This window comes from Schaalia hyovaginalis, assembly GCF_014208035.1.
Classification (GTDB): domain Bacteria; phylum Actinomycetota; class Actinomycetes; order Actinomycetales; family Actinomycetaceae; genus Pauljensenia; species Pauljensenia hyovaginalis.
The window spans coordinates 1868363-1883343 of record NZ_JACHMK010000001.1; the positions used below are offsets into that span (position 1 = coordinate 1868363).

Consider the following 14981-nt stretch of genomic DNA (forward strand, 5'->3'; position numbering starts at 1 on the left):
CAGGGCCACCGGCCAACAGGTATTGACCGTGAACCCGACAGCGTGTCCATCATCTACACCCAACCCCACAACGCACCCACACCCACCACACACAACGCATGATGACCAAGCATGAGCACAAGAAACCACCACACCACACCACCCACAAGCAGCACAGCACAGCAATCCCCAACAGGGCTCCCTAGAAAGGAGGTGATCCAGCCGCACCTTCCGGTACGGCTACCTTGTTACGACTTCGTCCCAATCGCCAATCCCACCTTCGACCACTCCCCCCGGAAAACCGGTTAGGCCATGAGCTTCGGGTGTTACCAACTTTCGTGACGTGACGGGCGGTGTGTACAAGGCCCGAGAACGTATTCACCGCAGCGTTGCTGATCTGCGATTACTAGCGACTCCACCTTCACGAAGTCGAGTTGCAGACTTCGATCCGAACTGAGACCAGCTTTAAGGGATTCGCTCCGCCTCACAGCATCGCAACCCTCTGTACCAGCCATTGTAGCATGCGTGAAGCCCAAGACATAAGGGGCATGATGATTTGACGTCATCCCCACCTTCCTCCGAGTTAACCCCGGCAGTCCCCCACGAGTCCCCACCACAACGTGCTGGCAACATAGGGCAAGGGTTGCGCTCGTTGCGGGACTTAACCCAACATCTCACGACACGAGCTGACGACAACCATGCACCACCTGCACACCCCCAACCAAATGCACCCCCATCTCTGGAGGCTCTGGGTGCATGTCAAGCCTTGGTAAGGTTCTTCGCGTTGCATCGAATTAATCCGCATGCTCCGCCGCTTGTGCGGGCCCCCGTCAATTCCTTTGAGTTTTAGCCTTGCGGCCGTACTCCCCAGGCGGGGCACTTAAAGCGTTAGCTACGGCGCAGAAACCACGGGTGGCCCCCACACCTAGTGCCCAACGTTTACAGCATGGACTACCAGGGTATCTAATCCTGTTCGCTCCCCACGCTTTCGCTCCTCAGCGTCAGTAACGGCCCAGAGACCCGCCTTCGCCACCGGTGTTCCTCCTGATATCTGCGCATTCCACCGCTACACCAGGAATTCCAGTCTCCCCTACCGCACTCAAGCCAGCCCGTACCCACCGCACGCCCCCAGTTAAGCCAGAGGATTTCACGGCAGACGCAACCAACCGCCTACAAGCCCTTTACGCCCAATAATTCCGGACAACGCTCGCGCCCTACGTATTACCGCGGCTGCTGGCACGTAGTTAGCCGGCGCTTCTTTACCCACTACCCTCACCACAACCCAAAGCTGCGGCTTGACCATGAGCGAAAGAGGTTCACAACCCGAAGGCCTCCATCCCTCACGCGGCGTCGCTGCATCAGACTTCCGTCCATTGTGCAAAATTCCCCACTGCTGCCTCCCGTAGGAGTCTGGGCCGTATCTCAGTCCCAATGTGACCGGTCACCCTCTCAGGCCGGTTACCCGTCAAAGCCTTGGTAAGCCATCACCCCACCAACAAGCTGATAGGCCGCGAGCCCATCCCCCACCAGAAAAAACCTTTCCACACACCACCATGCGACAATGTGTGAATATCCAGTATTAGCAGCCGTTTCCGACCGTTATCCCAAAGAAGAGGGCAGGTTACTCACGTGTTACTCACCCGTTCGCCACTCACCAACCCCAAGGAAAACCCCAAGGCCGTGCGTTCGACTTGCATGTGTTAAGCACGCCGCCAGCGTTCGTCCTGAGCCAGGATCAAACTCTCCGAACAAAACAAAGTCCAGAAAAACCCACCACACAACCACCACCACAACAAACAACAACAACAGCAGCAGCAGCCACACGGCAAGCAATCCCAACCAAAAAACAACTCAAAAACAAAAAACAGGCATAAACAACAAACACACTATCGAGTTCACAAACAACACCCACACACCCCCAAGGCAACCCCAAGCACACACCCAGAACCACCCAAAGGAAGAGGCCACCACCACAACCACAAAGCCGCAGCGACAAGAGAAAACACTACCCACCCCCACACAAACCGTCAAATCGCCCCCGCCTCCCCTCCCGAGCGCGCGACGACGAGGTTTTCCTTGGAATTACGCGGAACACCGACGCAGCTCAGGCCTTATTCGAGGCGCTTGTGATCTATTCGTGTTTCGCAGTGCACAGAATCAGCCGCTCCCGGTGGAGCGGTGCACGGCGATCTCATGCCCCGAAGGGCCCGGGCGAAGGGCGAGGGGGATACGGGAAGCGGGAGGGAGCGCATGGGGACGCACGGCCGGGAGAGGATCCGAGGCTGTCATCCGCCGCTCCCCGATAGCGGCCTTGCAGCGCACCTGCCCCCTTGCCCTCCGAGGAACGCCAGGCGCCCCGCGGCTCCCCGGGCGCCTCCCGGGAAGCGTCCGGCCCGCCGCGCATCGATCCCCTCATCCCCCATCAGAAGCCCCTCAGCCCCCGTATCGGGAGGACGGTTCGCCGCTCGGGCCGCTAAGAGCAGCGGCCGGAGCCGGGCTCTTCGCCCGATTCCGGCCGCATGCCGCGGTTCACCGCAGTCTTTCCGCCCATTGCCGAAGGCGCCGCGCGGCGGCGAGATGGCAGCGTCGCACCTCCGTGAGACGTCAGTGCCGCGCGTCCGTGCGCATCGCGCACGGCCCGCTTCAAGGGGCATCGCATCGGAGGCCCTCGGCGAAGGGCCGAGGATCAGCGTCCGTCGATGTCCTCCTGAACGGGGATGTCGACGGTCGGCAGGTCGCGAACGGCCTGACGGACCGCGCGCGAGACCGCGGGCGCAACGCGCTCATCGAACACGCCCGGGATGATGTAGTTCGCCGAGAGCTCGTCCTCGGAGATCACCGAAGCGATGGCCAGGGCCGCGACCCGCAGAACCTCCGTCGTGATCTCCTTGACCTTGGCATCGAGGAGCCCCCGGAAGAGGCCGGGGAAGGCGAGGACGTTGTTGATCTGGTTCGGGTAATCCGAACGCCCCGTCGCCACGACCGCGGCGTGCTCCGCAGCGCCGATCGGATCCACTTCGGGAGTCGGGTTCGCCAGGGCGAAGACGATGGCGTCGTCGGCCATCGTGGCGATGTCGGCGGGAGTGAGGATGTTGCCCTGGGAGACGCCGATGAAGACATCGGCGTCCTTGAGGCCCTCGACGAGGGTGCCGTGGACCAGGCGCGGGTTGGTCGCCTCGGCGAGCGCCTTGCGGCTCGGGTGCATGCCTTCGGTGTCATCGGCGGCGAGGGCCCCCGTGCGCCCGTAGCCGACGATGTCTTTCGCGCCCTGAGCGAGGAGGAGCCGGATGATCGCGTTGCCCGCCGCGCCGACGCCCGAGACGACGATGCGGACGTCCTCGATCTTCTTCCCGACGAGCTTGAGGGCGTTGATCAGCGCGGAGAGGACGACGATCGCGGTCCCGTGCTGGTCGTCGTGGAAGACCGGGATGTCGAGCTCGGCGCGCAGGCGCTCCTCGATCTCGAAGCAGCGGGGCGCGGAGATGTCCTCCAGGTTGATGCCGCCGTAGGCCGGGGCGATCGCTTTGACGATCGAAATGATCTCCTCCGTATCGGTCGTGTCGAGGACGACCGGCCAGGCATCGACGCCGCCGAACTCCTTGAAGAGCACGGCCTTGCCCTCCATGACGGGAAGGGCGGCCGCGGGCCCGATGTCGCCCAGGCCGAGGACCGCGGTTCCGTCGGAGACGACGGCGACCGTGTTCGACTTCATCGTGAGCAGATGCGCCTTCTGGGGCATGTCGTGGATCGCTGTGCACACGCGGGCGACGCCCGGGGTGTAGGCGCGCGACAGGTCATCGCGATTGCGCAGCGGGACCTTCGAGGCGACTTCGATCTTGCCGCCGATGTGCGAGAGGAAGGTCTGGTCCGCCGTCGAGGACACGATCACGCCGGGGAGTGCCGCGAGGGCGTTGCGGACCTCGCGCCGCTGCTCGGAGTCGCGCAGGTCGCAGGTGAGGTCGAGGACGATCGAACCGCGCATGGACTCGGCGACGTCGAGGCCGCGCACCTCAGCGCCCTGCTCGACCGCCGCGTCGACGACTGCGGCGATCGAAGAGGCCGATTCGTCGATCTCGATCCGGTAGGAAGCCGTGTATGAGGGAGATGTGCGCATGGTGTTCCTCGCCAGTAGGTGCAGCCGAAGCCTTGTACTCGGCCATGGTAGGCGCCTGAGCCTCAACGGGTTCGGCGAGGGCGAAAGGTGGACACCGTCCCCCGTCACGCCGTGAACGACGGCTTCGGCTCCGAACCCGTATCCGCGCGGCGGCGGCCTTCAGCGTCGAGCGCCACGGCGGCGAGCAGGACGAGGCCCTTGACGACCGCGGCCGGCGCCGATCCGATGCCGACGAGGAGCAGGCCGTTGGAGAGAACCGCCATCAATGCGGCGCCGAGGACCGCACCGAGGATCGATCCTCGACCGCCGGCGACCGCCGCGCCTCCGATGAAGACCGCGGCGATCGCGTCCAGCTCCCACAGCTGCCCGTCGAGCGGCCCGGCAGCCGTCGACCGGCCCGCGAACATCATTCCGGCGAGAGCCGCCAAAAGCCCCATGTTGGCCATCACGAGGATCTGAACCTTCTGAACATTCACCCCCGAAAGAGCGGCGGCTCTCGCGTTCCCCCCGATCGCCCTCACGTGGCGCCCGAAGGCGGTGCGCGTCGAGACCACGTGGTAGACGGCGACCAGGACGAGGACGACCACTCCGGGGATGGGGAAGGAGGTGCCGGGACGCCCCGAGGCGAAGAGGAAGGTGAGGATGCCGATCCCGATGATCGCCGCGGCGGAGGCGAGCCAGGGCCGGAGCGTTGATTCCTCGAGGCCGTGCCGACGCCGACGGATCCTCGAAGCGAAGATCCGTGAAACCGCCAGGGCCGCGCACACGGCGCCGACGGCGACGGTCGCGAGGTTGATCCCGGCGATGTTGCCGATCGACGGCAGGTATCCGGCGCCGAGGACGGTGAACTCCGAAGGCACGGGCACCGAGAGGGCCGCCGAACCCCATTGGACGCCGCCGCGCAGGATGATCATGCCTGCGACGGTCACGATGAAGGCGGGAAGCGCGAAGCGGGCGACGATGAAGCCCTGCGCGGCCCCGACGAGCGCGCCGATCGCGAGTCCGAGGACGAGGCCGATCCACCACGGAGCGCCGGACGCCGCCAGGACGAGTGCCGCGCACATCGACGAGAAGGCGGCCGTCGAGCCGACCGAAAGGTCGAGCTGCCCGACCGTGACCACCAGGATCATGCCGATTGCGAGCACCGCGATATGGGCGTTCGCCATCACGATGTTCTGGAGATTCGTCGGCGCGAGCATATGGGAGCCGGTGATGAACTGGAAGACGACGAGGAGGACGATCACAAGCGCCCCCACGAAGCCGACCTGCGCGAATCCTTCGTTGTTCACGGTCCACTTCATCATGTCCTCCGCCCTGTTCGACATCGGCGCCTTCGCTTCCGCCTGCGTAAATACTAGGGGCCGAGGGCGCGGCGCGTGTCCGGGCGAGCGGGAAGGCCCCGTCCTGGGAGCGTGCGCGCTCTCTCGCGCGCCCTCGGCGATTCCCATCACCGAAGGTCAAGGCTTGGTCGGTAGACTCGAGCTGTGGAAACGTCCGGGGTGTTCGCTGGGTCGCAGACCTCCTTGAGGGAGGCCAATTCCGCGCGCGTCCTCGAGGCCGTGAAGCGTTACGGGCGGATCACGCAGGTCGAGCTCTCGGCGATGACGGGGCTGTCCCAGGCGACGATCTCCAATATCGTCAAACAGCTGGCGGCGAACGGAACGGTCGAACTGTCGTCCACGATCCGTTCGGGCAGGCGCGCGCAGCTGGTTTCGCTCGCGCGGACCGGCACCCTAGTCGCCGGAATCGCGATCGGACGCCGCGCCCTCGTCGCCCGGATCTTCGACGCCTCCGGCGAGGATCACGCCCGCCAGACCCTCCCCCTTCCCCTGGATCACAAGGTCGATACGACTCTCGACCGGGCGGCCCTGCTGCTCATGGAGCTCCTCGAGACCTCCGGGGGCGACCCGGACGGCCTCGCGGCGATCGGACTGTCCCTGCCCGCCCCCGTCGACCCGGCATCGGGGATGATCTCAGCGCGCGGCGTCATGCGCGGTTGGGAGGACATCGACGTCGGCTCCGTGCTGAAGCGGCGCCTGCACAAGGACGTCCTCGTCGTCAACGACGCGAACGCCGCCGCCCTCGCCGAGAACCGTTTCGGCTCCTTGCGCGGCTCCGATTCCTGCGCTTACGTGCGCGCCTCCTACTTCACCGGGTCCGGCATGATCCTCGACGGAAGACTCCGCACGGGTTCTCGGGGGATCGCCGGCGAGATCGGGCACATCATCGTGGACCCCGCTGGGAGGATCTGCGCCTGCGGCGCCAGGGGCTGCCTCAATACGGTCGTCGGAGCCGAGTCGCTCCTCGACCTCCTGCGCCTGAGCAGGGGGCCGATGACCCTGTCCGACCTCCTGTCCCTCGCAGCCGCGGGCGACCCCGGGTGCCGGCAGGTCATCACCGACGCAGGCGCGACCATCGGTCAGGTCCTGGCCGACCTGACCACCGCGATCGGTTTGGATCGCATCGCGATCGGCGGTGAGCTCGCACAGGCCGGCGAGGTCTTCTTCGAGCCGATACGCCGGGCCCTGTCCGATCGTCCGATGGCCGGTTCGGCCGCTGTGGAATTTGTGCGCGCGGCACTCGGCGACGATGCCGAGCCCCTGGGCGCGGCGGCACTGGCGCGCGACGCCTTCGTCCCGTCCTACGCACCCCCATCGACTGCATCGACGGAGGACTCATGATCGATCCGCGCAACCCCCTGCTGGAGATCTCCGGCCTCACGAAGCGCTTCGGCGGCGTGGAGGCGCTGGTCGGTGTGGATTTCGCGGTCCATCGGCACGAGGTGGTCGCCCTCGTCGGCGATAACGCCGCAGGCAAGTCGACCCTGGCGCGCACGCTTGCGGGCGTCCTCGCCCCGGACGAGGGCTCGATCCGCCTCAAGGGGAAGGAGGTCTCGCTCTCCTCCCCCATCATCGCCCTGAGGCACGGCATCGCCTCCGTCTTCCAGGAGACGTCGCTGTGCGACAACCTCGACGTCGTTTCCAATATCTTCCTCGGCCGGGAGGTCTTCGATCATCGGCTCCTCGATGACGAGGAGATGGAGTTGCGCGCCCGGTCCTATCTCGACCGTCTGGGGGCGAGGATCCCCGACCTGCGGGTGCCCCTGCGCCGTCTCACCGCCGGTCAGAGGCAGTGCGTCGCAGTCGCCCGGACCCTCGTCTCGGATCCCGATCTCGTCATCCTCGACGAACCCACGGCGTCGATGTCGATCGCGCAGACCGCCGAGGTCCTCATGCACGTGGCCCGCCTCCGGGACCTCGGAATCGGAGTGGTGTACATCTCCCACAATCTCACGGACGTGGTGACGATCGCCGACCGCGTCGAGGTCTTCCGCCACGGCCGCAACAACGGCTCCTTCGTCGCCCCGGATCTCAACGCCGAGGACATCATCGCCGCGATCACCGGGGCCTCCCGGGTCGCCCTGTAGGCCTCCTTCGCGGCGGGGCGGGCGGACGGAGGCTTGCGCCTCCTGCGAGGCGCACGGGGCGCATCCGCGATGCTCTTTCATGAGGCGCATCCGCGATGCTCTTTCATGAGGCGCATCCGCACTGCGCTTGCACGCTTCCACGAGGCGCATCCACGATGCGTTTGACATCTCACGAAGTGCTCGACGTGCTTTTCCTCCCCCCGCTCAACGCCCAGGAGAGCGAATGCGCCGGTGCCCCGCCTCTTCGGAGGCGGGGCACCGGCGTCGTCTTCGACGAGCGGCCCTCAGTTCACCTCGACGCGCCCATGGCGCCCCGAGACGCGGTGAAGCGGAGGGTCAGGGCTTCACTTCGCGGCATTGACCAGATCGAGGCGGTGCGCGTCGTCCTTGTAGACGTCGGCGGCATTCTCAGAGGTCACGATCTGCGGGGTGAGCAGGAAGGACTTGACCGGGTTGCCCTCCATCGACTCGTACTGCTTGTCATCGAGGGTCGCGCCGTCCACCTTCGGGGCGGCCTCGCCCTTGGCGAGCTGGATCGAGAGGGCGACCGTGGCCTTCACGAGCGGACGGGTGTCCTTGAAGATCGTCGAGTACTGCTTGCCCTGGGTCACCCAGGTCACCGACTCGTCCTCGGAATCCTGACCGGTCACGACCGGGACCGGCTTGCCGGCCTGCTCGACGGCGGTGATGATCGCGCGACCGAGGGTGTCGTTCGGGGACAGGACGCCGTCCGGCACCGCATCGCCCTGGTAGGTGGAGGTGAGCAGCGCGGCCATGCGGTCCTGGGCGTTCTTCGGGAGCCATCCTTGCGTGGCGACCTGCGTGAATTCGGTCTGCCCGGACTTCACGACGAGGGTACCGTCATCGATCTTCGGCTGGAGGACGTCCATCGCGCCGCCGAAGAACTTGAGGGAGTTGGAGTCATCCGGGGAACCTCCGAAGAGCTCGATGTCCCACGGGGACTCGCCGGCCTTGGCCGCCAGGCCCTCGAGGAGAGCGGTCCCCTGAAGCTGACCGACCCCGAAGTTGTCGTAGGCGATGTAGTAGTCGATGTCCTTCGTGTTCGTCAGCAGGCGGTCGTAGGCGACGATCGCGATGCCCGCGTCCTTCGCGGCCTTCAGCTGGGTGCCGAGCTGGGAGCCGTCGATCGCGCCGATGACGAGGACGTTCACGCCGTTCTCGATCATCGCGGAGATCTGGTTCTGTTGCTCGGCAACGCCGCCGTTCGCGAACTGGATGGTGCAGGTGATGCCCTCCGCCTCGCAGTTCTGCTTGAACATGTCCTCGGCCTCGACCCAGTTCTGGGAGGTCTTCTGGGGCATCGCGATGCCGACCGAGATGCCGTCCGAAGCCGGAGCCGCGGACTGATCGCCGCTGGCGGCGCTGCCGGTATCCCGGGCGCCGCAGCCGGCCATCGTAAGGGCGAGCGCCGCAGCCGCGGAGCCCGCGGCGAGGGCGTTGAGAGTCTTCATTGTCTCTTCTCCACTGAGTTGTTGGTTGACCACTGAGTTGGTGTTCGATCGGGTCTCCACCGAATCCGATGGGCCCAGGGTTTCCGGGATTGATCCTCCCGCTTGGGTTTCCGGGATTCCCCGCTCGTTTCCGAGCGGGCCCCGGGGTGCCGGGCGAGCGCGCTGCGCTCCCCCGGCATTCCGATCCGAGCCGGGGCTCAGGATTCGGCGGGTTTGGCTTCGGCCGCTTGGGCGGCCTTCTGGTTGGCTCGCGCGTTCTGGAAGGTCCCGATGATGGAGCGCTTCCCCTGCCTCTTGGAGTAGACGTCGACCGCGACCGCTGCGAGGAGCACGAGGCCCTTGATGATCTGCGTCCAGTCGGATCCGACGCCCATGAGCTGGAGGCCGTTGTTGAGGAAGGCCATGACGAGCGCGCCGACCATGGTGCCCATGATGGTGCCGACACCGCCGGAGACCGCAGCACCGCCGATGAAGACGGCCGCGATCGCGTCGAGCTCCCACATGTTGCCGTCGGCCGGTCCCGACGCCGTCGAGCGCCCGATGAAGAGCATCCCGGCGAGGGCGGCGAGGACGGCGGAGTTGCAGATGACGAAGAAGTTCGTCTTGACGACCTTCACGCCAGTGAGTTCGGCCGCCGCTTTGTTGCCGCCGATCGCGTACACGGATCGGCCCAGGACCGTGCGCTCGGCGAGGAAGGAGTAGACGAGGGCGAGGACGACGACGATGACGCCGGGGATCGGGAAGGACGTACCGGTACGGCCGGTCGCGAAGATCCAGGCGAAGATGAGGATCGCGCCGCCGAGGACGAGGATGCGAACGGCGGGCACCCAGATCGGGGCGGGGTCGGCCTCGAAGCCCTTCTTCGCGACGTAGGAGCGCCATTCCTTCCAGGCCAGGGCGAGCACCGCGATGAGCGCGAGGATCATCGTGGGCAGGTTGAAGGGGATCACCTCGGGGGCGATGTCGGGCAGGTATCCGGCGCCGAGGGTCTGGAAGAGCTCGGGAACCGGAACGGTGAGGGACTTGCCGATGAGCTGGTTGACGCCGCGGAAGAGGAGCATACCCCCGAGGGTGACGATGAATGCCGGGATCCCCCACTTGGCGACCCAGAAGCCCTGCCAGGTGCCGATGAGGATGCCGACCGCGACGCCCAGGAGGATGGCGAGCCAGGGGTTGAGGCTCCAGTCCCGCATGGCGACGGCGACGACGATGCCGACCGTCGCGGCGACGGATCCGACGGACAGGTCGATGTGCCCGGCGATGATGACGAGGACCATGCCGATCGCGAGGACGAGGACGTAGGTGTTGCCCATGACCAGGTTCATCAGGTTCTGCGCCTGGAAGACCTTGCCGTCGGTCTTGAACTGGAAGAACAGGGCGATGGCGGCGAGGGCGGCGACCATGCCGACCTGACGGAAGTCCCCGCCGAACAGTGATTTGAGATTCTTCTTCATGGAAGTGGACCTTCGAGCGTGTTGAGTGGGGTGGTCAGTTCGAGGCGGTATGGCTTGTCATCAGGTGCATGAGGCTTTCCTGATCGGCATCGGCCGTGTCCATGCAGCCGGTGACCTCGCCCTCGAAGATGGTGTAGATGCGATCGGTGATGCCCAGGAGCTCGGGGAGCTCCGAGGAGATCACGATGACCGCCTTGCCCTGCTCAGCGAGGGCGTGGATGAAGGTGTAGATCTCGTACTTCGCGCCGACGTCGATGCCCCGCGTCGGCTCGTCGAGGATGAGGACCTCCGGGTCGGTGAACATCCACTTGGCGAGGACGACCTTCTGCTGGTTGCCGCCCGAGAGTGTGGAGACGCCGGTCATGACCGAGGGGGCCTTGATCCGCAGGTTCTCGCGGTACTCCTCCGCGTAGCGCTTGCCGAGTTCGATGTCGAGCGCGACCCCCTTCTTGATCTTGGAGGGCTTCGCGGAGACGACGGATTCGTGGATGAGCTCGAGCAGGTTGAGGCCGAGCATCTTGCGGTCCTCGGAGAGGTAGGCGATGCCCGAATCGATCGCTTCGGGGACGCTGTTCGCCTTGATCCTGCGACCGTCGATGCGGACCTCGCCACGTTCGTGGACTCCGTAGGAGTGGCCGAAGATCGATCGTGCGAGTTCGGTGCGGCCCGCGCCCATGAGGCCCGCGAGGCCGACGACTTCTCCGGCGCGCACGTTGAGGGTGGAGCCCTTGCAGACGTAGCGGTCGGGATTGATCGGGTGGCGGACCCACCAGTCCTCGACCTCGAACTTGATCTCACCGGGATGGGGATCGCGCGCCGGGTAGCGGTTGTCCAGGGAGCGGCCGACCATGAGGCGGATGATCTCCTCCTGGTTGATCGGGCCCTCGTCCGTGTCCATCCATCCGACGGTCTTCCCGTCCCGGATGATCGTCACCGCATCGGCGACGGCGGAGACCTCATCGAGCTTGTGCGAGATCATGATCATCGCGACGCCGCGTTCGCGCTCCTTGCGCATGAGGTCGAGGAGGTGCGCGGATTCCTCTTCGTTGAGCGCGGACGTGGGTTCGTCGAGGATGAGGAGCTTCACGTCCTTCGCGAGCGCCTTCGCGATCTCGACGAGCTGCTGCTTGCCGACTCCGATGTCCTTGATGAGTTCATCGGGGTTCTCATCGAGCCCGACTTCGGCCATGTACTTGAGGGCGCGCTCCCGGGTGGCGTGCCAGTCGATGACGCCGTGACGCTTGACCTCGTTGCCCATGAACATGTTCTCGGCGATGGAGAGCTGGGGGATGAGCGCGAGTTCCTGGTGGATGATGACGATGCCCGCCTTCTCGGAGTCGCGGATCGAGGAGAAGCTCACCTCCTCGCCCTCGAACTCGATGGCTCCCGAGTAGGTGCCGTGCGGGTGGACGCCGGAGAGGACCTTCATGAGGGTCGACTTCCCGGCCCCGTTCTCGCCGCAGATGGCGTGGATCTCGGCGTTGCGCACGGCCAGGTTGACGTCGTCGAGGGCGACGACCCCTGGAAAGACCTTCGTGATGTGACGCATCTGGAGGACGACGCGTTCACGACATGAGTCAGTCATTGGTTCTCCGCTGAACTGTGGACCGATAGGTTCCGCCGTGTCGACTTCGACATCGGCTTGCGGCCTCAAGTGTGCACTGCCTCCGAGGTCGAAAAACTCTGATTTCACGAACTGTAATCAAACCGTTATTTTGACTTCATCTCTTGAAGACAAGGTTTCGAGCCTGCGGAATCAGGGATACCGGCGAGGACGTGTGACGTTGGTCGGGCGTGTCGTGATGGTTTGAACCGCTCTGGGTTCGGTGGAGACCTCATCCCTTGGAAGGAGAGGAGGGAGTCATGTCGCAGAGGAAGGTTGAGGCTGCTTCAGATGCCTCGTCGAGCCGTGTTGTTTCGGGTGAAGCGCTCCGGGTTTTGTCCTGCTTCTTGAGTGGGTGGATGTCGCCTCTGGCGTCCAGTGTTGATTGTGGGCGCGGATGAGGTCTTCGGGCGTCTGGCAGTCCAGGGCCTCGTGGGGGTGGATTGTGTTCTGCCAGTGCACCCATGACAGGGTCGCGAATTCAACTTCGGCCAAGGACTCCTACGGCTGGGAGGAAATGAGCTCGGTCTTGCACAAGCCGTTGACCGTTTGGGCGAGCGCGTTGTCGCAGGAATCTCCCACGGCCCTCGTCGACGCCTCAATTCCCAGTTCAGCGAGCGTGTCATTGCAGACAAACCAGACGTACTGGGAGCCGTGATCCGAATGGATCAGACCGTGGAGGTTCCCTTCGGGCTGCGCAATCGCTTGGTCTCATGCTTCCAACGGCAGAGCTTTTGGTCTTCGCGGACGAGCGCGTCGATCAGCCCGCGATCTTGCGGGAAAGGCATTGGTGACGAACGCGGTGCAGACGAATCCGACCTTAGTTCGCACGCACGAGGCGGACCTCCCGCTCGCGGGGAATGTCGGCGAACCGCAAGCGATGGCGCATCGGCCGTGAACGTGCGTTTGAAATGGTCTGGGCGCCCATCCTTGTCTTTGCGCCTCCAGGTGATGATAGGGGCCCGGCCTGGGCGAACACCACGGATACCCGCTGCGCGCACGAGCCGCGCTACCTGCTCTCGCCCCGCACTCCAACCTGCGCGCCTGAGGGCGTGCCACATTGTGCGCACCCCTCAAGCGCCACACCACCCGGATTTGCTTGGCCGCGACTTCACCGCCAGTGCGCCCAACCGGCTGTGGGTCACGGACCTGACCTACGTTTCCACCAGAACCCGGTGTTGCCCATGTCTGTTTCATCAGTGACGTCTTCGCTGTCACAGCGAAGGTCGGGCCTCAGTTCACCTCGATTCGCTACGGGCAACGCCGAGCTGCAATCGGAGCAACCCCTTCCATCGGCACGGTCGGCGACAGCTACGACAACGTTGGCTGAGAGTGTCAACGACCACTACAACGCCGAATGCATCCGCGGGCCTGCCATCAAGGGCCGTGGAAGAGCATCGAAGAAGTCGAACTCGCCACCTCGGAACGGGTCTACTGGCACAACCACCATCGCTTCGCAGCCGTCCCGGACCACCGACCACCCCTGGTTCGGAACCGTACGACGCTGCCCACGGTAAGCGCCTGGAACTGGCCACACACCGATAAACCCAGTCTCGCCGAACCCGGAGCGGTTCACCAGGCGTTTCCCCGGAGGACGGGACGCATCTACTGTTCGAAATCGTCGTCCTGAATCCTGGTCCAACCGACGATCAACACAGCAACTTGAAGACCGCAGGCGACCGCTGAGATCTCCGCGAGAACGAGAAGGGCATTGGCGACGAGCACATGCAATCCCGAGCCCGCATGGATCATGCCCGACTCGGTAAGCGCGGGTAGCAGGACCACCGACGGCACGTATCGAAGAACGACGGCGGCGACGAAAGTCCCGAGAATCCCTAGTAGAAGCCTCCGGCGCCTTTCTTGATTCCGCATGTTCACCACCACGATCCTGAAGCCCAGACGCCGGTGCTGTATGCCTTGAATCGTTTTGTGGAAGCAACGTTCCCCCACGGCACGGAAGCGCCTGCAGAGCCGTACGATGTCGTAGACGTGCACCCCAGTGAATACCAAGACTCCCAGACTCCGAAATCCGAGCCGTTGTACCCCCGATAATAGCCCCGCCCTTGACCACAGACCTGCATCCACGACGCATCATTCACATCAAAGCCGTAGTAAACCCTTGTGGAATCGTCCATCCCGATAACATTGTCACCCCAATACCCTTGACTCCATACTCCGTAATTGGCGATGTAGCCCCGGGAGGCTCGGGATGGTTGCGGCGATTCACCCGGGCGAGACTCCTTTATGAGACTCAAGATGTCATCGCGCGACACCGCGGATTCTCCGAGTCGAGCCGATATGGGCTCAAAATCGCCATCGACGAGAATCACGGTCGTCGACTGGTCAATGACGCCAGTCGGGAAGAAACGCGACTCTCCTACCCGTAAAACCGCAGGACTAGACTCATCGACCACGACGAAATCCGAGCCTCGGAGAACAACCGCGGTTTGAGGATCCTCCCGCTCATCGGCCTCCGGCATCGGATCCGCCTGCGCACTCGCACCGACGAAAATCAGGACGACCGACAAGAAGAGCGAAACGGGGACCGCAAAGCGGAAACACTTCATCGGACTCGTACCTCAACATACTCAGGAGATGGAACCCAATGTGATAATTCTCTCATTGAGCGGAAAACCTGTCAATGGGTAAGCCGCTATACGAAGTGATACATGAACATGTGTCTAATGACCTCTATCGAATCGTGCCTCGGCTGTTCATCCGAGCGGTCGGGCCAACGTCAACCCGGCTCGCAGGTCGAAGCAGCACTCGACTGAGTGGCGGGGGACGAGGAGACCTCCCCTCAGCGATTCCATCTTCAAGCCTGTCACGGCGGGTGTTCATCTGCGAACTCGCATTACATGATCCAGACGAAGGCGTCCGGACATCGCATCAACCACGCCGCGGCCCCGTCGGCGAATGCCGACGGGGCCGA

Annotated in this window: 9 protein-coding genes, 1 rRNA gene and 1 pseudogene; 3 read left to right on the plus strand and 8 right to left on the minus strand. The window is 64.4% G+C overall.

What is annotated here, in order from left to right; translation table 11 throughout:
* Positions 1-185 precede the first annotated feature (185 nt).
* The 3 genes from HD592_RS08215 to HD592_RS08225 form a co-directional block, all read right to left on the minus strand.
* Positions 186-1730: ribosomal RNA gene (locus tag HD592_RS08215) — 16S ribosomal RNA — on the minus strand.
* A 935-nt stretch (positions 1731-2665) separates the two neighbouring features.
* Positions 2666-4093, minus strand: coding sequence for an NAD-dependent malic enzyme (locus tag HD592_RS08220; RefSeq protein ID WP_184453239.1), 1428 nt, complete (start codon positions 4091-4093; stop codon positions 2666-2668).
* A gap of 104 nt (positions 4094-4197) precedes the next feature.
* A complete protein-coding gene (locus tag HD592_RS08225) occupies positions 4198-5418 on the minus strand; it encodes an ABC transporter permease subunit (protein WP_246430005.1) in 1221 nt (406 codons plus the stop codon).
* Between the two features lie 159 nt (positions 5419-5577).
* Here HD592_RS08225 and HD592_RS08230 point away from each other — a divergent pair, with 159 nt between their 5' ends.
* A complete protein-coding gene (locus HD592_RS08230; protein WP_184453241.1) occupies positions 5578-6774 on the plus strand; it encodes an ROK family protein in 1197 nt (398 codons plus the stop codon).
* Positions 6771-7520 carry an ATP-binding cassette domain-containing protein gene (locus tag HD592_RS08235; RefSeq protein ID WP_184453243.1) on the plus strand — a complete coding sequence of 250 codons (750 nt, stop codon included), beginning with the start codon at positions 6771-6773 and terminating at the stop codon, positions 7518-7520. Before HD592_RS08230 ends, HD592_RS08235 begins: the two co-directional genes overlap by 4 nt.
* Positions 7521-7864: 344 nt before the next feature.
* Here HD592_RS08235 and HD592_RS08240 read toward each other — a convergent pair whose 3' ends face one another.
* The 4 genes from HD592_RS08240 to HD592_RS12650 form a co-directional block, all read right to left on the minus strand.
* On the minus strand, positions 7865-8992 hold the full coding sequence (locus HD592_RS08240) for a substrate-binding domain-containing protein (RefSeq protein WP_184453245.1): 1128 nt from the start codon (positions 8990-8992) through the stop codon (positions 7865-7867).
* A 197-nt stretch (positions 8993-9189) separates the two neighbouring features.
* Positions 9190-10446: an ABC transporter permease subunit gene (locus tag HD592_RS08245; protein ID WP_184453246.1), complete on the minus strand. Its 1257-nt coding sequence runs from the start codon at positions 10444-10446 to the stop codon at positions 9190-9192.
* Positions 10447-10480: 34 nt separating this feature from the next.
* Complete coding sequence (locus tag HD592_RS08250) at positions 10481-12031, minus strand: sugar ABC transporter ATP-binding protein (RefSeq protein ID WP_184453248.1); 1551 nt, start codon at positions 12029-12031, stop codon at positions 10481-10483.
* Positions 12032-12717: 686 nt separating this feature from the next.
* On the minus strand, positions 12718-13110 hold the full coding sequence (locus HD592_RS12650) for a hypothetical protein (protein WP_407822382.1): 393 nt from the start codon (positions 13108-13110) through the stop codon (positions 12718-12720).
* A 10-nt stretch (positions 13111-13120) separates the two neighbouring features.
* On the opposite strand from HD592_RS12650, the pseudogene HD592_RS08255 reads away from it, so the two are divergent.
* A pseudogene (locus HD592_RS08255) lies at positions 13121-13532 on the plus strand (transposase domain-containing protein); the annotation flags it as partial.
* A 122-nt stretch (positions 13533-13654) separates the two neighbouring features.
* Here the strand turns inward: HD592_RS08255 and HD592_RS08260 are convergent.
* On the minus strand, positions 13655-14044 hold the full coding sequence (locus HD592_RS08260) for a hypothetical protein (RefSeq protein ID WP_184453249.1): 390 nt from the start codon (positions 14042-14044) through the stop codon (positions 13655-13657).
* Positions 14045-14981: the final 937 nt, after the last annotated feature.